17 protein-coding genes and 1 other annotated feature are annotated in these 21056 nt (G+C 40.2%); of the genes, 2 read left to right on the top strand and 15 right to left on the bottom strand.

Going from position 1 to position 21056, the window contains the following annotated elements; all coding sequences use genetic code 11:
• Positions 1–83: 83 nt before the first annotated feature.
• The 11 genes from ACIQ2D_RS16080 to ACIQ2D_RS16030 form a co-directional block, all read right to left on the bottom strand.
• Positions 84–998, bottom strand: coding sequence for a pseudouridine-5'-phosphate glycosidase (locus ACIQ2D_RS16080; RefSeq protein ID WP_402865768.1), 915 nt, complete (start codon positions 996–998; stop codon positions 84–86).
• A 4-nt stretch (positions 999–1002) separates the two neighbouring features.
• Positions 1003–2094 (bottom strand): carbohydrate kinase, encoded by a 1092-nt coding sequence (locus tag ACIQ2D_RS16075; protein WP_402865766.1) that lies wholly within the window; start codon positions 2092–2094, stop codon positions 1003–1005.
• A gap of 104 nt (positions 2095–2198) precedes the next feature.
• Complete coding sequence (locus ACIQ2D_RS16070; protein WP_402865764.1) at positions 2199–2711, bottom strand: adenine phosphoribosyltransferase; 513 nt, start codon at positions 2709–2711, stop codon at positions 2199–2201.
• 35 nt (positions 2712–2746) lie between these two features.
• Positions 2747–5065, bottom strand: a complete 2319-nt coding sequence (gene recJ / locus ACIQ2D_RS16065) for a single-stranded-DNA-specific exonuclease RecJ (protein WP_402865762.1) — start codon at positions 5063–5065, stop codon at positions 2747–2749.
• Between the two features lie 167 nt (positions 5066–5232).
• Positions 5233–6027: a tryptophan synthase subunit alpha gene (gene trpA, locus ACIQ2D_RS16060; protein WP_402865760.1), complete on the bottom strand. Its 795-nt coding sequence runs from the start codon at positions 6025–6027 to the stop codon at positions 5233–5235.
• Entirely contained in the window at positions 6027–7235 is a 1209-nt protein-coding gene (gene trpB, locus ACIQ2D_RS16055) for a tryptophan synthase subunit beta (protein ID WP_402865758.1), read from the bottom strand. The genes trpA and trpB overlap by 1 nt, the downstream gene beginning before the upstream one ends.
• Positions 7232–7849 carry a phosphoribosylanthranilate isomerase gene (locus ACIQ2D_RS16050; protein ID WP_402865756.1) on the bottom strand — a complete coding sequence of 206 codons (618 nt, stop codon included), beginning with the start codon at positions 7847–7849 and terminating at the stop codon, positions 7232–7234. The genes trpB and ACIQ2D_RS16050 overlap by 4 nt, the downstream gene beginning before the upstream one ends.
• Entirely contained in the window at positions 7846–8637 is a 792-nt protein-coding gene (gene trpC / locus ACIQ2D_RS16045) for an indole-3-glycerol phosphate synthase TrpC (protein ID WP_402865754.1), read from the bottom strand. Before trpC ends, ACIQ2D_RS16050 begins: the two co-directional genes overlap by 4 nt.
• A complete protein-coding gene (trpD, locus tag ACIQ2D_RS16040; RefSeq protein ID WP_402865753.1) occupies positions 8637–9665 on the bottom strand; it encodes an anthranilate phosphoribosyltransferase in 1029 nt (342 codons plus the stop codon). The genes trpC and trpD overlap by 1 nt, the downstream gene beginning before the upstream one ends.
• Complete coding sequence (locus tag ACIQ2D_RS16035; RefSeq protein WP_402865751.1) at positions 9665–11026, bottom strand: chorismate-binding protein; 1362 nt, start codon at positions 11024–11026, stop codon at positions 9665–9667. Before ACIQ2D_RS16035 ends, trpD begins: the two co-directional genes overlap by 1 nt.
• Entirely contained in the window at positions 10986–11270 is a 285-nt protein-coding gene (locus ACIQ2D_RS16030) for a hypothetical protein (protein WP_402865749.1), read from the bottom strand. The genes ACIQ2D_RS16035 and ACIQ2D_RS16030 overlap by 41 nt, the downstream gene beginning before the upstream one ends.
• A gap of 114 nt (positions 11271–11384) precedes the next feature.
• Positions 11385–11600 (bottom strand) — a binding site (T-box leader).
• Between the two features lie 572 nt (positions 11601–12172).
• Between ACIQ2D_RS16030 and ACIQ2D_RS16025 the strand changes: the two genes are divergently transcribed.
• Entirely contained in the window at positions 12173–13858 is a 1686-nt protein-coding gene (locus ACIQ2D_RS16025) for a methyl-accepting chemotaxis protein (RefSeq protein WP_402865747.1), read from the top strand.
• 143 nt (positions 13859–14001) lie between these two features.
• Here the strand turns inward: ACIQ2D_RS16025 and ACIQ2D_RS16020 are convergent, their stop codons facing one another.
• The 3 genes from ACIQ2D_RS16020 to ACIQ2D_RS16010 form a co-directional block, all read right to left on the bottom strand.
• Complete coding sequence (locus tag ACIQ2D_RS16020; RefSeq protein ID WP_402865745.1) at positions 14002–15633, bottom strand: ABC transporter substrate-binding protein; 1632 nt, start codon at positions 15631–15633, stop codon at positions 14002–14004.
• A gap of 272 nt (positions 15634–15905) precedes the next feature.
• Positions 15906–18173: a protein translocase subunit SecDF gene (secDF, locus tag ACIQ2D_RS16015; protein WP_402865743.1), complete on the bottom strand. Its 2268-nt coding sequence runs from the start codon at positions 18171–18173 to the stop codon at positions 15906–15908.
• Positions 18174–18474: 301 nt separating this feature from the next.
• Positions 18475–18783, bottom strand: coding sequence for a post-transcriptional regulator (locus ACIQ2D_RS16010; RefSeq protein WP_402865741.1), 309 nt, complete (start codon positions 18781–18783; stop codon positions 18475–18477).
• A gap of 93 nt (positions 18784–18876) precedes the next feature.
• Here ACIQ2D_RS16010 and ACIQ2D_RS16005 point away from each other — a divergent pair, with 93 nt between their 5' ends.
• Positions 18877–20394: a putative polysaccharide biosynthesis protein gene (locus ACIQ2D_RS16005; RefSeq protein ID WP_402865739.1), complete on the top strand. Its 1518-nt coding sequence runs from the start codon at positions 18877–18879 to the stop codon at positions 20392–20394.
• Here the strand turns inward: ACIQ2D_RS16005 and ACIQ2D_RS16000 are convergent.
• Positions 20391–21026, bottom strand: coding sequence for a DUF421 domain-containing protein (locus tag ACIQ2D_RS16000; protein WP_402865737.1), 636 nt, complete (start codon positions 21024–21026; stop codon positions 20391–20393). The genes ACIQ2D_RS16005 and ACIQ2D_RS16000 overlap by 4 nt on opposite strands.
• Positions 21027–21056 lie beyond the last annotated feature (30 nt).

Genomic DNA, 21056 nt, shown 5'->3' with positions numbered 1-21056 from the left:
ATGGAAATATATATAATTATAATGAACAAAAAGACCCCCTGCTATGCATAAATGCTTAGCAAAGGGGTCATATTTATAAGTTTTTATTTTGATTGATTGAATGCTACAGCAATTTTCGCACCAACTACTGCATTGTTTTTCACTAATGCAATATTGGCATCTAAGCTCTTGCCTTCTGTTAATTCTTTTACTTTTCCAAGTAAGAATGGTGTAACGTTTTTACCTAGGATGTTGTTTTCTTCTGCTTCTTGTAAAGCTTTTTCAACAATGTTTGTAATAAAACCGTTATCCATTGCGTCTGCTTCAGGGATTGGATTAGCAATTACTGCTCCACCCTTTAGACCTAATTCCCATTTAGCATGTAACATCGCTGCCACATCTTCTGGTGTATCTAATTGGAAGTTAACATCAAAGTCACTTTCACGTGTGTAGAATGCTGGAACTTTATCCGTACCGTAACCAACTACTGGTACACCTTTTGTTTCAAGGTATTCAAGCGTTAGACCGATATCTAGAATTGATTTTGCACCTGCACAAATTACAGCTACGTTTGTTTGAGCTAATTCTTCTAGGTCTGCAGAAACGTCCATTGTTGTTTCAGCACCACGGTGAACACCACCGATACCACCTGTTACGAAGATTTCAATACCCGCTAATTCTGCACAGATCATTGTTGCAGCAACAGTTGTCGCACCTAGTTTTTTCGTTGCTAGTAAGTATGCTAAATCACGGCGTGAAGCTTTTGCAACACCTTGTGAATTCCCGAACATTTCTAGTTCTTCATCAGATAAACCGATTTTAATTTTACCATCAATTAATGCAATTGTTGCTGGAACCGCACCATTGTCACGGATAATTTGCTCCACTTCACGTGCAGTTTTTACGTTTTGTGGGTATGGCATACCGTGTGAAATGATAGTAGATTCTAAGGCAACGATTGGTAAGCCTTTCTCTTGTCCTGCTTTTACTTCTTCTGATAGTACGATAAATTCTTTCATGTTGTTATTCCTCCATTTCATTTTTCAAAAGTTCTTCTGTTAATTCTGGTCTGACCGTGTATGGTGAAGCGAGTGTATTTTTAGAATTTGTTAGTCCGGCATCGATACATACTTCAAATGGCTGCTTTGTTAACCAGCTATGAATTACTCCGCTGACAAAGGCATCACCAGCACCGGTTACATCTTCAATTTTCGAGATTTCCTTTGCAGCAAAATGACGTGGCTTAATTGCATTTGTTGCAGCGAAGACACCTTTTGCTCCTGCAGTAATAACAGCGTACGTAACACCTGCGTCCAGCAGATGTTGTAATGCATTTACATAATCTTCTTCAGTTTGGATGCCATGCCCTACAATTGTTTCTGCCTCGTCCGTGTTACAAATAAACCATGTTATGCCTTTCAACGAATAAGGAAGTCTATTCATTTTTGGCGAAGATACTGGCACAATCACTAATGGGATTTCTCTTGCTATCGCAATATTTTGAATATACTCCACTGTTTCTTTTGGACAATTTAGGTCAATGATAAAGCATCCTGCATTCATCAGCATTGTCTCATGTTGTTTTAACAAAGACGGTACTAATAAATCGTATACATCCATATTGGCAACTGCTAATGCTAGTTCACCTTGTTCATCCATAATGGCTGTGTACGAACCTGTCGACGCATCTGGTAGCTGTTCTACATAGCGTAAATTCATAAAAGCTTCAGAAGCTTCTTGAATAGCTAGCCAATCAGCATCCTTACCAGCTGTCGTTAACAATGTCACATCATGACCAAGACGCCCTAGGTTTTCCGCAACATTGCGTCCAACGCCGCCCACACTGAATGTGGAACTAGAAGGGTTTGACGTTCCGAGTTGAACAGTTCCTTTCACATGAAACTTTCGATCAAGGTTTGCTCCGCCGATACAAATAATTTCATTTTCCTCAGGTAAAATATAAGCACGACCGACAATTTTTCCTTGTTTCGTTAAACTCGATACTAAATTTGCAAGGACTGGACGTGACAAATTCATCTTATCTGCCATCTCTTGTTGAGACATAAACGGATTTTGACGAATTAGCGAAAGTACAGCTTGCTCTCTCTCATTCATAGCATCACCTTTTGTTATATTTGTTTGAATTATAAACTTTTGTTTTTGGAAAGTCAAATAAAAAGGACGTGCCCACTTTATTATGAGGCACATCCATTTTTTTATTAGTATTGAATTAATGTTTTAATACTTAAATCGCCAAGCTTCGCACGACCATTTAATTCTGTTAATTCGATTAAAAATGCGCAGCCAACCACTTCGCCGCCTAATTGTTCAACTAAACGTACTGTTGCTTCAATTGTACCACCAGTGGCTAAAAGATCATCACAAATCAATACTTTTTGACCAGGTTTAATGGCATCTTTGTGCATCGTTAATGTGTCTTTTCCGTATTCAAGACCATAGTCAGCACTGATTACTTCACGTGGTAATTTCCCTGGTTTACGTACAGGTGCAAAACCAATTTCAAGCGCATAAGCAACTGGACAGCCAATGATGAAACCACGTGCTTCAGGGCCCACAATAATATCAGCACCCACTTCTTTAGCATACTTCACAATTTCATCCGTTGCATATTTATAAGCAGGACCATTATCCATAATTGTTGTAATATCTTTGAAACTAATGCCTTCTTTCGGCCAGTTTTCGACTGTTGTAACGTATTGCTTTAAATCCATTCTATTGTTCCTCCTATGAAAGCTGCTTTAATATATTAGTACATCCGTTCATCGAACCATTGCTTTAACTCAATATAAGGGGCATAGACCAATTTTTGCTCCATATCAATCTGTTCTGAACGCTGTTTGTAAGACGGTGCCTCCGATAATGCTTGTTTTGGCGCATTCTCGTTGACAGTCGTCAGTCCACTCTCCATTGTAACAAAATCAAGTTCAAAAAACACCTGTGACATAAATTTCAATGCCTCTAGTGGCCAGCCTGTATGGTTAGCTAGATCATCTAAATGCATATTCAATGGAAATGAAGGTCTGTTTTTTAAGAACTTATAATACCAAGAAAATTGTTCGCGCGTCGGCATACCATTGAAATACTGTGAATCTGGCATATAGAAATGTGCATAAATACGTGTTGGCGTTGTTTTTTTCAATACAGTTTCTAACAGTTGAACATTTAGCGGTAAATCGAGTAAAACGATAAAATTCGCTTGTCCCACATTCGATAATGACTCATCCACATGTAAAATTGGCACGCCAAGTAGCGATTGATAATAGGTAATCGTTTCAGGTCGAAAAGCTAAAAATGCAGCTTCTTCCTTTGGCACTGTATTAAGCCAGCGAGACGTTTGGCGTATACCTCGAATATCGAATAACTGCCATTCAGTCGTTTGTACGTCCTCAATCATAAACTGTGGTTTTTTACGACCTTGCCATTCATTAATTTGAAGATCACCAATAAACGATACTTTGATACCATACGTCAGCTCATCATGTAAATGCCCTTTGTTAAAACCAACACTATCCAATTTCTCAAATCCATCTGTTAATTCCATTTTAATATGATTTTCTGCCGCACCTATTTTACGCATTGATGCAATTTCTACATCCTCTAGCACGTACACTGGTTTTGGAAATTCCGTACCAAATGGGCCTAACTTCGCAATTTCTTCTATGGCATCTGTTGAAATTTCATCAATTTTTAGCGGAATATCAATGTTTAAAACTGGTGTTAATTGCTCTTCAGTTAAACAAGCCCTTGCCTGTGCATCGAGTCGAGCGCGTAGTTCATCGACATGTTCAAGCGGGAAAGTCATCCCTGCTGCCATTGGGTGTCCACCAAAATGCGGTATAATATCACGATTTTTAGCAAGCTCATTATAAAGATGGAACCCTTCGATACTACGTGCAGAACCTTTTGCAGTTCCTTTTTCCGGATCAAGGGATAAGACGATTGTTGGTCTATAATATAATTCGACTAGTCGTGATGCCACAATCCCTACCACACCAGGATTCCAACCTTCTCCTGCAACAACTAACACGAGTGAATTATGAATTTTTTCATCTGCTTCAATCATCGCTGTTGCCTGCTCGGTAATGTCCTTCACAATATCCTTACGCTCGGTATTACAAGCATTCAACTTTTTAGCAAGTGATGAAGCCTTTATTGCATCCTCTGCCATCAGTAATTCTACACCTGGCGCAGCTTCTCCAAGACGACCTACTGCATTTAAGCGTGGACCAAAGTAAAAGCCGATTGTTTCTTCATTAATTTTCGACTGATCGGCGCTTGAAACTTCACACATCGCCTGTACCCATGGACTAAGCGATCGTTGCATTTCTTCAATACCACGCTTTACTAAATAACGATTCTCATCAACAAGTGGCACTAAATCTGCAATGGTACCAATTGCTACGAATTCAAATAAATGCGCCGGTAATTCGCCGTATAAAGCATGTGCTAGTTTAAACGCTACGCCAACACCTGCAAGCTCGCCAAATGGATAATGACCCTCTGGCACACGTGGATGTAAAATAACATCAGCTGGTGGTAATTCTTCACCAGGCTCATGGTGGTCCGTCACGATAACATCCATACCAAGCTCCTTCGCTACACGAATCGGCTCTATACCGGAAATACCGTTATCGACCGTTATAATGAGCTGGACACCCTCAGCATGTGCCTCTCGGAATAATTGCTCACTCGGGCCATAGCCATGTAAAAAACGATTTGGAATTTTAAACGACACATCTGCGCCAAGATCAAGTAAAACATGTAGCATAACTGTCGTACTAGTGACACCATCGGCATCGTAATCGCCATATACTAATATTTTCTCTCCATTGTCCAATGCTTGCTCGATTCGTGCCACCGCTTCCGCCATACCATGCATTAAAAACGGGTCATAAATACTTGCTTCCGTCATATTTAATAAGCTTTCTGCATGTGCTGATGTTTCACAGCCACGAGCCGCTAAAATTTTTGCAGCAATAGCAGAAAGTTGTAAGTCGTTTTGTAATTGTTGGACAAGCTGCTCGTCTGGGCGTTCCACTTGCCATCTTTTTTTCGATTGAATCATTTCTTCACTTCCTCACGAAAGCTATTATACCGAAAATGGACAAGGCGCGCACTATCCTTTGGTTACCGAAGCGTCTATCCGTCAGTTTGTGGAGTTTATCCGTCAGTTTTTAGATTCTATCCGTCACTTCAAGATTTTTATCCGTCTACAAAGAAAAAAGCCTACTCTCATATAAGAGTAGACTTCACACACACACTTTTTGATGCAGCGACCAACGATTCAACCTTAGCAAAATCACCTTCATGCAACGCCGTGACAATTGTACTCCCTACAATCACGCCATGACCCAGTGCTCCCATACTTACAACTTGCTCCGGTGTAGATATCCCAAAGCCTGCAAGCACTGGAATCGGACTTGCCTCACGCAATCTTGCAAAATGGCCCTCTAAATCTGCAGCAAAACTTGCACGTGCACCAGTAATTCCGTTCACCGTCACCGCATAGACAAAACCTTGACTCGCTGCAGCGATTTTGGCAATGCGTTCAGGTGGACTTGTTAATGATACAAGTTGCACGATGTCAACGCCATGTGGATTTAATGCCTCACGTAAAATCGCACTTTCTTCAAGTGGCACATCTGGCACGATTAACCCTTTGACACCACCTGCCGCACAAGCAATTCCAAACGCCTCTAATCCATACGCTAGTACAGGATTAAAATAGGTCATCACAACAAGTGGCACCGTAATGTCCTCTCGGAAAGATGTTAACTCTGCTAATACTTTTCGCAGCGTTATACCTTCTGCTAAAGCGCGTTCACCCGCCTGCTCGATCGTCGGACCATCTGCTACAGGATCTGTAAACGGGATCCCCACTTCAATTGCAGTCACACCGATTGCTTGCAGTTTTAAAATCGTTGGCTTTAATGTCTCAAGACCGCCGTCTCCAGCCATAATATACGGCACAAATGCTTTATCGCCAGCTTCGTTAGCCTTCACAATAGCTTGCTCAATCGTTGACATTACTGCTCACCTCCAAGTACTGCACGCACTGTATGTACGTCTTTATCCCCACGACCAGATAAGCACACAACAATCACTTCATCAGCTGTCATTGTTTTCGCTAGCTTCGTCGTATATGCAATCGCATGAGAACTTTCTAACGCTGGTAAAATACCTTCTGTTCGGCTCAAAAGTTGTAAGCCTTCTAGCGCCTCTTTATCTGTAATTGAGTCAAATTTCGCACGTCCGATATCATGTAAATAGCAATGCTCTGGCCCTTTCCCTGGATAATCAAGCCCAGCCGAAATCGAATGTGCCTCTTGCACAAAACCATTTTCATCTTGCAATAAATACATGAACGCACCATGTAGAACGCCTAACTGACCACCAGCAATTGCTGCAGCATGCTTACCTGATTCAAGCCCCCTCCCTGCCGCTTCTACACCGTACAATGCCACATCTTCATCATCAACAAACGGATGGAACATGCCGATTGCGTTACTGCCACCGCCAATACAAGCGACAACCGCATCTGGTAAACGCCCTTCTTTTTCTAGTATCTGCGCTCTTGTTTCCACGCCAATCACACGCTGGAAGTCACGCACAATTTTCGGAAATGGATGAGGCCCTAATGCAGAGCCTAAAATATAATGTGTGTCCTCAACATTTGTTACCCAATATCGGAGTGCTGCATTCACAGCATCTTTTAATGTTTTCGAACCGCTTTCCACAGACTCCACTTTTGTCCCAAGCAACTCCATGCGGAATACATTTAACTGCTGACGTTTAATATCCTCTGCACCCATGAAAACAACACATTCTAAATTTAATAGCGCACAAGCTGTCGCTGTTGCAACACCGTGTTGGCCAGCCCCAGTTTCAGCAACAATTTTCTTTTTGCCCATACGTTTTGCGAGTAAGGCCTGCCCGATGGCATTATTAATTTTGTGTGCACCTGTATGGTTTAAATCTTCACGCTTTAAGTAAATTTTTGCACCACCTAGTTCCTTCGTTAAGTTCTCTGCGAAGTACAGTGGTGTTTCACGTCCTACATAGTCTTTTAAATAATAGTCCAGCTCATCAGTAAACGCTTTGTCTGCCATTGCCTCGTCATACGCTTCCTCTAATTCAAGAAGTGCTGTCATTAACGTTTCTGGTACATATCGACCGCCAAATTTCCCGAAGCGACCTTCTTTTGTTGGTACGCTATTTGCTAGTGAACTCGTCATTTTACTCTCTCCTTCTTTGCTGCCTGTAAGAATCTCTCAATCTTGTCTATATCTTTTATGCCATCTGTTTCTACGCCACTCGATACATCCACCATGAACGGTGTAACAAGTGATACAGCCTCGCTAATATTTTCTTGTTTTAAGCCACCTGCTAAAATCAGTTTTTCTTTTGGAATCCCAGCAGTCTCAAGTAAGGTCCAATCAAATGTATGCCCACTACCACCCTTAAAATCCGTTCCAGGAGCGTCAAATAAATAATAATCGACATCGTACTGCGCGGCTGCCTGGACATCCTCAGCTGAACGCACTGATAACGCCTTTATCGACGGATAGCCTTGCTCTAGGATAAAGTCAGGAGCTTCTTCCCCGTGATACTGTACGTAATCTAGCGGCACACCTTCCACTGCGGCACGAAGTTCTTCTGCTGTCGGATTAACAAACACACCAATCTTCAATACACCTTCTGGCACATGCTTTGCCAGTTCATGTGCTTGGGCAATCGACACGAGACGTTTACTAGGTGCAAAGACAAAACCAATAGCATCTGCTCCAGCACATACCGCCGCTTTAACATGATGGACTTCCTTTAAGCCACAAATTTTCACCTTTGTCATATCGATAGCCCCGCTTTACTTACCTGTAAACTTTTTAATGCTGCCCCTGCATCACCGCTTCGCATTAATGACTCTCCGACAAGTACTGCACTTGCCCCCATAGATGCAACAGTATTCGCGTCGTCACTCGTCCAAATACCACTTTCACTAATGAGTACACGTTCTTCTCCGAACGGGAAAGCATGCGCAATTTCTCGTGTACGTTCTAGGCTCACTTCAAATGTACGCAAATCTCGATTATTAACACCAATCAGTTTTGCTCCAATAGCAACTGCACGCTCGAGCTCTTCGACATCATGTACTTCTACTAACACCTCAAGCCCCAAACTTGTTGCGTAACCGTATAAATCACGTAACGTATCATTTTCTAACGCCGCAACAATAAGTAAAATAATCGATGCTCCAGAGGCTTTAGCAAATCGGATTTGCACACGATCTATCATGAAATCTTTGCAAAGAAGTGGCGTTGGGACAGCTGCTGCTACTGCTGCTAAATCATCAAATGAACCTTTGAAAAATTCTTTGTCTGTTAACACTGAAATTGCCGCAGCACCCGCGTTGGCATAAACTTTTGCCTGTGCAACTGGATCTGCCCCCTCTGCAATCAACCCCTTTGACGGAGAAGCACGCTTCATTTCTGAAATGACCTGTAATGTATCTGATTTTCGTAATGTCTCAAAAAGTGATACTCGATGCTTTTCTGTGAAATTTGCTAGTGGGTCTGACTGTTCAAGAAGTGCTCCTACTTCTATTTTTTTCTGTTCAAGAATTTTCGTTAATATATCCATTATCGAACCTCCAGTTCTTTAATTTTTTCACTGTAGGCAACGACTGCCTCTAGTTTCTCTAAAGCTCGGCCGCTATAAATACTGTCTTTTGCCATGTCGACACCTTCTTTGACTGTGAGTGCTTTGCCATATCCAAATAGCCCTATACCCGCATTTAGCAATACGGTATCTAAATAAGCACCTTGCTCACCTGCCAACAACTTACGCATAATGACCGCATTTTCGTCTGCGTTGCCTCCGCGAATTGCTTCTAGTGGTGCATAGCTTAACCCTGCATCTTCTGCCGTTAGTGAGAATGGAATTAAATCACCTTTATCGACTAAAACAAATGTATTTTGCCCCGCTAACGAAGCCTCGTCTAAACCTTGTGGACCAGAAACGACTAGCGCCCGCTCTCTTCCAAGCATTTGCAAAACTGATGCATATTCCATAACAAAATTCGGGCGGTTAATGCCCGTAAACTGTGTTGCTAATGGTACCGGATTTGTTAGTGGACCAACTAAATTGAAAATCGTTGGCTTACCAAGTGCTCGTCTGACTTCGCCAATGCGCTTTAATTTCGGATGGACATTAGGTGCATATAAAAACGCAATTCCCTCTTTTTCAAGTAATTCAACTGTTTGTTCAACCGTAATATTCGTGTGAATACCGAGCGCCTCTAACACGTCCGAACTGCCTGACGCAGAAGAAATTTTGCGATTGCCGTGTTTCGCCATTTTCACGCCAGCTCCCGCTAATACAAATGCTGAAGTCGTACTGATGTTAAACGTATTTAAGCCATCGCCACCTGTACCGCAATTATCCATATAGACACCTGGTTTTGCAGGTACATCGAGCGCGAAAGAACGCATAACAACTGCGAGTGCAGCCACTTCATGAGCCGTTTCACCTTTCGCCGATAAAGTCGTTAAAAAGCTCGCAATTTCTTCTTTCGGTGTCTCGTCTTGAAACATCCACTTTGCCGCTTCGAACATCTCCTCATACATTAAGTGCTCATTTTGTTGTACTTTATGGCGTATTGCTTCCATCAGTTTACGCTCCCTTCATTTTGTAGCAGTTGTCTAAATAATTGTTCCTCTTCAGATACTTGCTCGATTAGTTCTTCAACATTTGTATATTTTGTCACTGTCACAGCTGTTTGCATGTGCAGTGTTTCATTTGCAACAACAATAGATCTGCCCGTTAAAGCAAAATCTAGATGACCGTTAAAACCAATGAAACCAATTGCTCCACCAAATATCTCCGCTGTTTGAGTTGTTTCTTCTAAAGATGCCTTTACCTGTTCCTTCGGTGTACCCGTTGGCAATGTTGCTTTTAACACATCTAATGAATGTAGCATCGGCAAGATTGTTCCTTCAAGGCGGGATGTCATATACAATGCTTGTCTCGACCGCTCAATACGCATCGCTTCAATAACCTGTATGGAATCACGGAAGCAAACTGATTGCAGTTCATTCTGCACAGCACCTACTAATGCAGTATGAGATCTTCGGACCTGCACGTTTTCAATTAGCTTCCGTTCATTTTCTACATCCTCCACATTCGTATGACCACGTTTATACGAGCCCTCAGTTGGCGTTGCAATGACGCTATCACCCTTTACTCGAATTAAACTTTCGGGCGAAGTTCCCATTACAATATGGTCATCAAATGCCACATAGTACATATACGGCGCTGGATTTTTTTTTCGTAACTTACGATAAAGTGCAAAGGCATCGCCCTCTAAGTTCGCTAAAAATCGCTTAGACAATACAACTCGTGAATTTTCACTGTCTAATACTCCTTTTACTCTTGCCAACGATGCTTCAAATTGCTCCATGGATGTTGACTCAAGCGATTGATATATACATGTTGTATCTTCACCTTCGTGAGCCGTTAGCAATTGCTCAGCCAGTTCTTCTAGATTTGGCTCCTTTTTCTCCGCATCAATATTCGTATGAATAAGTGTCACTTCATCTGTCACATGGTCAAATACAATGATCGTTTCATACACATGAAAATGGATATCTGGCAGTTGTGGCTGTTCATCATTAGCTGTAAAGGAAGAAGCTGCTTCGAATCCAACAAAACCTACGGCGCCACCTGAAAACGGAAACTGCGTCGTGTTTGAAATACGTGGCATTAATCGTTTTAGTAACACAAATAAATCGCCTTTATGTGTATAGGTTTGACCTGTTTTATGAGCGAATTCCTGTATTTCATCCCCTGTACCTTTATACGTTTTTCGAGGATTTGCACCGATAAACGAAAATCGACCCGCCCCTTCATGTTGTGCTGAACTTTCAAGTAAAAATTTATGCTGACCTTGAAGACGTCTAAAAATTAAAATCGGTGTGAGTGAATCACCGTTAATTGTTTTCATCTTTGTTCTTGAACTCGTTGATTGCATAGTTATCCATCTCCTTTTCGAAATTCAAATTCGCCCTTGCAAAATCCGTGACCAAAATCTGTACTTGACAGCACATTCCACTACAGGCGAACGCTTTGCCGCTGACGCTTCGCTTTCGCGCAGAGCAAGAGCTTCCTGGGGGCGAACCTGGAGCCTCCTCGTTGACTCCTGTCGCTTCGCTTTCGTCGCAAAACACAGTCTCGCTACGCTCCTGCGGGGTCTCGAGCTGTTCGCTAATCCCCAAGGAGTCGCCGCCTTCCGTTCCATGTGCTTACTTCGTTTATTAAAACAAGTACATGTTTCGGTGATGCCCCCCCTAAATAAAAAAAAGTCCCCTGCAAATAGGAATTTCCTAATTGCAGAGGACGATCATGACCGCGTTGCCACCTCAAATTAGAGCAGAATTGCTCTCACTTATGTGCTTAAAGCACTCCCTATAACGTGGGAATACGTTTGCTAAAATGTTATTAGCAACTCTCATAAGTCCATTCACATAAGCTGCAAATCAGTTCACACCAACCACTGACTCTCTTTTTTGCATACTTATGCTACTACTCTTATTCAACAATTTCTCAGCTATTCTCGACTATTCTCTGCTCATCTGTTCTAAGGCTGACCTCGCTCCCGAGATCTTCTACCTTTTATCCGAACGAAAAGTTAGACTTATTCTATGCCAATCTATTAGAATTGTCAATCAATTCTTCTTAAAAATAATCGGGATGTCCTAAAAGTAAAATAGTGTGCTGAGAGTATTTTTAATATGCTAATTTTTGATATGCAGGTAAAAATCCACGTAGACTTCTGCGGGAACATTATTTGCGACGAAAGCGTGCGGCAGGAGCACGCACAAGACGTAAGAGGCAACAAACCGCACGTAGCGAGGGTTGTGACTCACGCTGTGACCCGCGGAAAGCGAAGTGGATTTTCATCCTATAGAAGGTCAGTTGTTCTGCTTAAAGGAACTTATTGGATAGCCTACTATTCTAGAAAATCAATGCATAAAAACTAATTAGTATTTATCCTCTGTGAAAAACAGTTACTTCTACGTTACATTACCGTCTTTCTAACATTGACCAACTATATTTATCAAGCTATATTAAATTCAGTACTACAATTATCCAATAAACAGAAAAGGTAGGATCGCTAATGTCCGTACGAAAAAAATTAAATATAGGTTTTATTTCACTTACGTTGTTTCTATTAGTCTCTAGCATCATTTCTTTTATTCAATTTAAAGCGGTTGAGGGGAATCTAGAGGAAGTGCTCGATCAACGTATTGCACAAATACAGTTAACTGATGAAATTCAACGGACAGTTGATTCACATGGGATGTTTTTACGTGCGTATATTTTAGATCAAGACCCTGCTACAGAACAAACCTTAAAGGACACTGAAGCACAGCTTACAGAAACTATTAACAATCTTTCTGCTATGGTACGTTCAAATTACACAACAAAAAGAGTTCAGCAAATCGATGTGTTACATAAGGAATTGTTGAAAAAGTCCAATGACGCCATACAAGCTTTTGATAGTGGTGATATTGATCTTGCCTTATCCTACATAAATGGCGATGTGACTAAAGCCAATAATGGTATTTATACACTCTATTCTGAGTTAAAAGACTATCATAATGACCAGCTAACGAAAATTGATAAGACCGCAAAAAATACAGTGTCGAGAGCGATTATCATTTCTATTGTTATGTTCATTTTAAGTGGAATAGTGGGACTTTATTTTATGTACTTTGTGAAAAATTCTATTATTGTACCACTCCGTAAAGTAATCGATGCCGCTGATACATTAGCAAAAGGTGATTTAACAACAGCTAATATTGAGCATCGTACAAGTGATGAGATTGGTACACTAGCAACAGCTGTGAATACGTTAAAACAAAATTTATATACCTTGGTTCATAATGTACAAGACAGTGCTTCACAGCTATCAGCAGCATCTGAAGAACTGACAGCAAGTACTGAGGAAGTGACAGCAACTTCGGCTGAAGTCGCTCATCGCGTACAAGAAACAGCAATACATTTATCTGCTTCAGCTACTGCATCCCAACAAAGTGCAGTTGCGATGGACGAGACATCTGCTGGTGTTCAACGAATTGCCGAGTCTACCCAAAGCTTACATCAAAACGCTGTTACTATGACGAATACAGCTAATGATGGTGGTCAAACGGTCGATACAGCCAAGCAACAAATGGCGACAATTTCAGAATCAACTGTACGTATCGCTGATTTAACGCAAAAACTAAGTAAACAATCTGAAGAAATTGGACAAATTACGAAAGTAATTACAGCAATTACCGACCAAACGAATTTACTTGCCCTAAATGCAGCAATCGAAGCTGCGCGAGCTGGCGAACACGGTAAAGGCTTTGCAGTTGTAGCAGACGAGGTAAGAAAACTTGCCGAAGAATCGAATCAATCAGCAGGTCAAATCGTAGCATTAACAAATGAAATCCAAGCAGGTACTCGAAATGTAGCAACAGCTGTGAATGAAGGACTTGCATCTGTAAAAGATGGCGTCGTAATGATTAACAACGCTGGAGATGCATTCAATTCTATTACGATATCGATTCGCTCCTTTACAGACCAGATTGAAGATATTTCTGCAACGTCCCAACAAATTTCTGCAAGTGCAGAGGAAGTTGCCGCTTCTGTTAGTGAAATTTCAAGTAGCGCAAGTATTTCATCAGACAATGCACAAATGATTGCAGTAGCTGTCGACGAGCAAGCTGCTACTATGCAGCAAGTCAATAATGTCGCAGTTGAATTAAGCGAAAGTGCTCAACAACTCCAATCATTACTTCACCGTTTTAAAGTATAACAAAGCGTATTCGCGCCCATTCACACGAAAGACACGCCGGAAGGATTGAAGTGACCTCGAGCGTGCGGCGCGAAAACCTAGACATCAATAAAAAGAAGCGACCGCATTATCATAATGTGGTCGCTTTTTCATATTCACAAGGTTTATTTTTCGATGCTTACTTTACCAAAGTCATCAATTTCCATTGGATGGAGGTCAAAGCCTTTTACTGTATCCGCCATACCCACTGGTGGTGTTGTATGGGCTAGTGGAACCCATGGTGCATCTTCATGTATTATACGTTGCGCTTCTTTGTAAAGCTCGATGCGTTTATCATGGTCATATTCTACACGTGCTTCTTTAACAAGCTGGTCAAAGGCTTCTGATTTGTAAAAAGCGTAGTTACTTGCTGGTTTCTCAGCATTTTCACTCGTTAAGTTTGGATATAAGAAGTTGTCTGGGTCTGCCATTACACCTGTCCAACCCATTAACATCATATCGTGCTCACCATTACTTGCTTTTTCTAAATACGTTGCCCACTCATAAGACTCTATTTCTACCTTAACACCAATTTTCGCTAAGTCAGATTGAATACCTTCTGCTATCTTTTGAGGTTGAGGCATATATGGACGAGGGTTACTCATCGCAAATAATTTCACACTAAAGCCATCTGGATAACCGGCTTCCGCTAATAATTTTTTCGCTTCTTCAATGTTGTATTTGTAATCCTCAACATCGTCTGCAAATCCCCAAAGTGCAGGAGGAACAGGGTTTTTCGAAACATCCGCAAATCCACTATAGAATGAATCGATTAATGCTTGTTTATCAATAGCCATGTTCATAGCTTGGCGCACTTTCAACTCATTGAATGGTTTTTTCTCCATGTTCAATGCTACATAACCTAAATTGAAACTTGGACGTTTTACTAGTTGTAAATTGTCATATGAATCGATTGTTGTAACATCACTTGGGTTCACACCATCTACAACATCTGCTTCGCCTGCGATTAATTGATTTAAACGTGCTGCATTATCAGGGACAACTGTAAATGTCATACCCGCTAATTTTGGTTCGCCGGCTACATAATAATTGTCGTTTGCTACAAGTCTAATGTTTTCGTTTGGCGACCAGCTTTCAAATTTAAATGGACCAGTTCCTACTGGATGGTGACCAAATTGCTCTTTATGTTCTAGGATAGCGGCCGGACTTGCCATTGCTAACATAGGAATCGCTAAGTAGTTCGCAAATGGGGCAATCTTTTCTTTCAATGTAATTTCCACTGTTTTAGCATCTACGGCTTTCACAGCTTCAATTTTATGGTTTTCATCGCCTTTAAAGCCTCCGAATAGGAATGAATAATATGTGAAATCCCCGCCGACGTGGTATGGGTTTTCTGTATCCATCCAACGTTCAAAGTTGAAAACAACCGCATCTGCATTAAAATCCGTACCATCTTGGAACTTGATGCCTTCTTTTAAATGAATCGTAAAAGTTAAACCATCTTCTGATGTATCATAACTTTCTGCTAATTTAGGCTGTAATTCTAAGTCATTATCATATGTAAATAGTGTTTCAAAAATAGCATGTGTCACACGAATGGATTCGCCGTCTGTAACATTAATCGGATCAAGTCCGACCGAATCTGCACCACGTGCATAAATTAAAGTTTCACCATTTGAAACTTTGCCTGTATCGTCTTTTTTCACTGTGTCCTCATCTTTTCCACCAGAACAAGCAGCAAGTACCACTGACAATACCAGAACTAAACAAAATAACAGAGACTTTGTCTTTTTCATGATGTCTACCCTCTTCCTCAAGTTATTCTCAATGTTTTAATACCTATGTACATTATATGGTATCTTAATAGTTTCAAATAATTTTGTCAATATACCACTATAAAAAAACAAACAGATTTTTCGGTTTTAATTAGCAAAATCCCTAGATTAATCATTGGAATCCAGCTTTAAAAACGATATATACGAATAATAACATTTCCTTTAACAATATTATTCGGAAATATAAAAAGAAACCTTGCCCACTATGTGTAAGCAAGGTTTCCCAAATGATTTTATACTTGTGGTTCGTCTGAACCCCATTGTTTTTTCTCTTTTTTACGAATTTGACCATCTGATTTTTCCATCTCACGGATTTTTAGTGAGTACCAGATTTGTGCGGCGATACAAATAGAAGAGTAAATACCTGTAACTAAACCGATTAATAATGCAATCGAGAAGTTTTGAATAGATGGTGCACCGAAAAGAAGTAGTGCTACAACAACAATGATAACAGTTAGTACTGTATTCACCGAACGTCCCATCGTTTGACGAAGTGATTTATTAACGATATTCGCCAGTACTTCACGGTCTGTAATGACATCGTGTTGATTTAAGTTTTCACGCATACGGTCAAACGTAACGATTGTATCATTGATCGAATAACCGACGATTGTCAGTACAGCGGCAATGAACGTAATATCTACTTCTAAACGGAAGATACTAAACATTGCTACGATGAGGAATACGTCATGTAGTAAGGACACGATTGCCCCAACACCCATTCGCCATTCGAAACGTATAGCTACATAAATAATAATACCTAATGCTGCAATAGATAAAGCTTTAATTGCATTTTTCACAAGCTCTTTACCAACAGTATCAGAAACAGTACTTACAGTTGGCTCATGACCATACTTTTCTAAAGCTTCTTTTTTGAATTTTAAAACGTCATCTTGCGATAGATCATCTTTATAGCGAATTACTGCCATATTTTTATCTTCACCAGAAAGAACAATATCATCTGACTCGAAGCCGATGCTCTTCACATATTTTTCAACTTCTTCTTTATTCAATGCTTCATTTGCTTCAATTTGAACACGCGAACCACTTGAGAAGTCGACGCCTAGATTTAGGCGGAATACACCAAGAATCACAACGCCAGCTACTAAAATGATTAGTGAAAGCGTATAGAATTTTTTACGATTGCGTACAAAGTCAAAGCGATCAAATTTTGTTGATAAATCTAATGTACCGATATTTTCGTTTAAGCTATGCTGTTTAGAACGAGGAATACCAAACCAAGCTGGATTGTCGAAGTAACCGCTATTAACAAGTAAGCCTTGTAACACACGAGAACCCCAAACTGCTGTTATGAAGCTTAGTAAGATACTAATGATTAACATCGTTGCAAACCCTTTAACAGAGCTTGTCCCATAGTAGAATAGTACCCCTGCAGCTAATAATGTTGTTAACTGCGCATCGACAATCGCTGATAATGATTGTTTAGAACCCAGTTGGACTGATTGTTTGACTGAATGTCCAACACGTAATTCCTCACGAATACGCTCAGCTGTTAAAATGTTAGCATCTACTGCCATACCGATACCAAGTACGATGGCTGCGATACCCGGTAGTGTTAAGACCCCATTAATCCAGTCAAATACGACAAGCACTAGGAATGTGAAAATCGATAATGTAATAATCGAAATAAAACCAGGTAAACGGTAGTAGAATAGCATAAAGATGAAGATGAATGCTACACCGACAATACTTGCAAAAATCGTACTTTTCAGCGCTTGGTCACCAAATTGTGCCCCAACTGAGGTAGAGAAGATTTCAGTAAGTTTTACTGGTAATGCACCTGCATCTAAAATATCCGCTAAATTTTTTGTTTCTTCAACCGTAAAGTTACCACTAATCATAACGTCAGTTGTATTTAATGTCTGGCTGACTGCTGCTGCGGATTCATAGCGAGGATCCGCTTTTTGTGATTCTGCTTTATAAGAATCGACACCCTCTTCAAAGTCTAACCATACGACAAGTAAATTTTGTCCAGCTGGCTTTGCAGCAATTTCACGTGTAATATCCGCAAATTTTTTCGCATCTTTTAATGTAAGCGAAACGATTGGTCGATTTTGTTCATCAAATGAAGCACTTGCACCATTTGGCTTTAAATCATCACCATCTAATAATAAATTATCGTCGACATCACGGAATGTTAAATTCGCAGATGTAGATAATAATTTACGCGCAGATTCTTGGTCTTCGATACCCGCTAATTGCACACGAATACGATTTTTGTCCTCAACTTCAATGCTTGGTTCGCTTACTCCAAGTGCATCGACACGGCTACCAAGTGCAGCTGCAGTCGCGGCTACAATTTCAGGTGTAATTTTTTGACCTTCTTTTAATTCTGATACTTCATAAAGAACCTCAAACCCACCTTGTAAGTCAAGACCAAGCTTAATGTCCTTTAAGACGCCTCCTACAGTCGTACTAATGGTTGCTGTAAAGAGCACCAAAAGCAATACGAATGCAACAATACGACTTCTTAATTTCATTGATAAATCCTCCTCGAATTGGTGTAAGTCATTAACTTACACTACAAACAAGTATACTAACCCATACTTTTTGAAGCGTTTATTCCTCCTTTGCTCTTAGAATAATGTTGCCTGTGCTTCAAAAGTTGGATTTACTTATTTAAATCGTTCAATAACGCGCTAGTATGTACAGCTCAATTTTTTAGAATACTTGTACAAAGTAAAAAAGCGCAACACACTCATTATGAAACACGTTGCGCTTGGTGTCAATTCAACACTTATAGTATTCTCAATTTCTTTCAAAATTTCTACATATTGATGTTTAGAGTTTAACGGGACCTAGTAAGAATTTTAGCTCTTCTGCATTAATGTCTGCAAACCAATTATCTTTTTGTAAAAATTCTACTTGATTAAAGGACACGATATCGGATGGTGACACATTAAAAACTGTTGCAACAACTTCATAAAGATGCAACTTTTCAACATCTTTCTTTTTCCATTTCTTTTCAACGCAAAAACGCCATAGCTCCTCAGCAGTAATCGTATCGTATTGGTAATACTTAAATTCCTCCATCTTCGTTTCTATAGCCGGACGGATTTTTTCAAATAGTTGTGCATGTTGCATACTCATCTTGAATCCTCTCCAATCAAAGTTGTATCGAAAGAAGTGTTTGCATACAAATAGTGTAAATGAATTTTTGCGGCTTGAGAAGGGACGGATGGCATGAGTTCTTTTGTACGAGGTACACTATTTTTAATGTTTGTGATCTTTTTATCTAAACTTTTTGGCTTCTTTTATAGAATGCAATTTATGCGTATTGCTGGGGAAGAGGCAGTCGGTATTTATATGACCGCCTATCCTGCGTTTATTTTCTTCCTCTCGCTCATTCAACTCGGACTACCTATCGCTGTTGCGAAAATCGTGGCCGAGCTGCTTGCACAAAATAAACGTGATAGTATTTTTGGCGTTATGCGTACAGCTATTATTTGGTCGTTTATCGGTATGATTATTTTCATGCCACTACTCGCACTCACAATTCCATATATCTCCTCTACTCTTTTACATAATGAACAAACGACCATTACATTGTGGATTGCACTCTTCGCCGTGCCTGTTGCTGTCGGCTCTGGTTTATTGCGCGCCTATTTACAAGGTGTCGCAAAAATTTCACCAACTGCTTGGGCACAGATGATTGAACAAGGTGTACGTATTGGTTTTATCACCTTTATGTTACCATTTGTCGCTAGTTATAATAATGCTGCTGTAACTGCTGCTTCTGCGATGGGAATCACATTATTAGCCGAAGTTGTTGCTTTCTTGTATTTATGGCTTCACTACATCGTCTCTAAAAAGAGACTATTATCACGAAAAAACGAGGTACAACCTTACCCAGCTGCACCTATGCTTCGAGTTGCCATACCTTCAGCAGGGAGCAAATTATTCGGTTCCTTCACTTGGTTTTTAGAGCCGATAATCTTTTTAAAGGCGTTAACTATGGCTGGCTTAACAGCGTCTGCTGCGACCGTATTATACGGTGTCATATCTGGTGTATTAGTGCCCTTACTTCTGTTTCCAGCATTCGTATCTGCTGCTCTTTCCATTGTGTTAATTCCGGCTGTTAGTGATGCAGTCGCCCGGAAGCACAACGCCCTTTTACAGGAGCGCGTTTCCGTTTCATTGCGTTTATCTTCACTCGTTGGCTGTGTTGCAGCTACGTATTTTTTCATTCACGGCGACGAACTTGCAGTGAATTTATTCCATCTAGATGAGAACCGTGGTTATGTAAAAATTTTAGCACCTATTTTTTATTTTTATTATATTCAAAGCCCTCTACATTCCATTTTACAAGCCATTGGTGAGGCAAGAGCTGCAATGATGAACTCAATTTACGGTGGGCTAGGTAAATTATTCGTCATGTTTGTTCTTGCTTCACAACCTGGCATTCAAGAAAAGGGTGCAGTAATTGCCATTGGCTTCGGCGTTCTGCTTACATCATTTTTGCATATTGCTACTGTCCGTCAACGTAAAAACTTACGTGCCGGTTTCCGTATGTTTGTCGTTCCGTATAGCTGCTTTATCGTTGTTTGTATTGCCCAATATTTTTTAATGCAAATCATGCCGTTACCATTCATTTTAAGTAGTTGTATTACGTTATTTTTGCTATTTACGCTATTATTGCTAGCAAATCAACTCCGTTTTTCTGATTTGCGCTATATTCGTAAGCTGTCAAAACGTGTTTAACGCTCTTTCAGTTGTACATGTAGCTCATTTTCTTCCCATATACAAAAAAAGACCGTGCTAGTATCTTTCACATTTCTTTTCGCTAACTCTTCTATTAGCCAATCTACATCTTTGTGCAAAATCATTAAGTGTCGTTCTTGGATATCTCCATCGACAATTAGTGGATATACAAAGGCTTTTTCATCCTTTTTATAGACAGATAAATTGCCAGAGGGCTCTAAATAGGCATACGCAATCTCTGTTACAGAAGCGACGCCATTTTCCCGTAATTGCTGACATAAATCGTCTAAATTATAACGTTGTTTGCGCATTTCATGTTCAAAAATTACGCCGTCTCGTACAAGTAATACTGGATCGCCATCAATTAAATCACGAATTTTCTTATTTTTTAATGACAAATAAGCACTCGTTATTTGAATAATTAGCAAAACAATCATCGGTAGGATGGAATCAAACAATGGACTTTCTAATTCATCGAGTGCAAAAGATGCGACTTCCGCTATAATTACAAAAATCACTAAATCCATGACCGATAACTCACCTACTTCCCGTTTACCCATTAAACGAAAAATAATTAAGATCAGCACATATAAAAAACACGTCCGAAAAATAATTACAAAATAATCTTCCATACAGTCACCCCCATACTATCAAGGTGACCT

This window comes from Lysinibacillus sp. NPDC097287 (assembly GCF_044761695.1).
Taxonomy (GTDB): Bacteria; Bacillota; Bacilli; order Bacillales_A; family Planococcaceae; genus Lysinibacillus.
Note: the sequence above shows the minus strand (reverse complement) of the source record. Positions and strands in the feature narration are given on the sequence as shown.

Coding starts and splice junctions, on each gene's coding strand:
- ACIQ2D_RS16050 (WP_402865756.1), bottom strand. CDS start 7,849: ATGACAAAGGTGAAAATTTGTGGCTTAAAGGAAGTCCATCATGTTAAA.
- ACIQ2D_RS16005 (WP_402865739.1), top strand. CDS start 18,877: ATGAGTTCTTTTGTACGAGGTACACTATTTTTAATGTTTGTGATCTTT.
- trpB (WP_402865758.1), bottom strand. CDS start 7,235: ATGACGAGTTCACTAGCAAATAGCGTACCAACAAAAGAAGGTCGCTTC.
- trpA (WP_402865760.1), bottom strand. CDS start 6,027: ATGTCAACGATTGAGCAAGCTATTGTGAAGGCTAACGAAGCTGGCGAT.
- secDF (WP_402865743.1), bottom strand. CDS start 18,173: ATGAAATTAAGAAGTCGTATTGTTGCATTCGTATTGCTTTTGGTGCTC.
- recJ (WP_402865762.1), bottom strand. CDS start 5,065: ATGATTCAATCGAAAAAAAGATGGCAAGTGGAACGCCCAGACGAGCAG.
- ACIQ2D_RS16010 (WP_402865741.1), bottom strand. CDS start 18,783: ATGAGTATGCAACATGCACAACTATTTGAAAAAATCCGTCCGGCTATA.
- ACIQ2D_RS16070 (WP_402865764.1), bottom strand. CDS start 2,711: ATGGATTTAAAGCAATACGTTACAACAGTCGAAAACTGGCCGAAAGAA.
- ACIQ2D_RS16080 (WP_402865768.1), bottom strand. CDS start 998: ATGAAAGAATTTATCGTACTATCAGAAGAAGTAAAAGCAGGACAAGAG.
- ACIQ2D_RS16035 (WP_402865751.1), bottom strand. CDS start 11,026: ATGCAATCAACGAGTTCAAGAACAAAGATGAAAACAATTAACGGTGAT.
- ACIQ2D_RS16075 (WP_402865766.1), bottom strand. CDS start 2,094: ATGAATGAGAGAGAGCAAGCTGTACTTTCGCTAATTCGTCAAAATCCG.
- ACIQ2D_RS16000 (WP_402865737.1), bottom strand. CDS start 21,026: ATGGAAGATTATTTTGTAATTATTTTTCGGACGTGTTTTTTATATGTG.
- trpD (WP_402865753.1), bottom strand. CDS start 9,665: ATGGAAGCAATACGCCATAAAGTACAACAAAATGAGCACTTAATGTAT.
- trpC (WP_402865754.1), bottom strand. CDS start 8,637: ATGGATATATTAACGAAAATTCTTGAACAGAAAAAAATAGAAGTAGGA.
- ACIQ2D_RS16025 (WP_402865747.1), top strand. CDS start 12,173: ATGTCCGTACGAAAAAAATTAAATATAGGTTTTATTTCACTTACGTTG.
- ACIQ2D_RS16020 (WP_402865745.1), bottom strand. CDS start 15,633: ATGAAAAAGACAAAGTCTCTGTTATTTTGTTTAGTTCTGGTATTGTCA.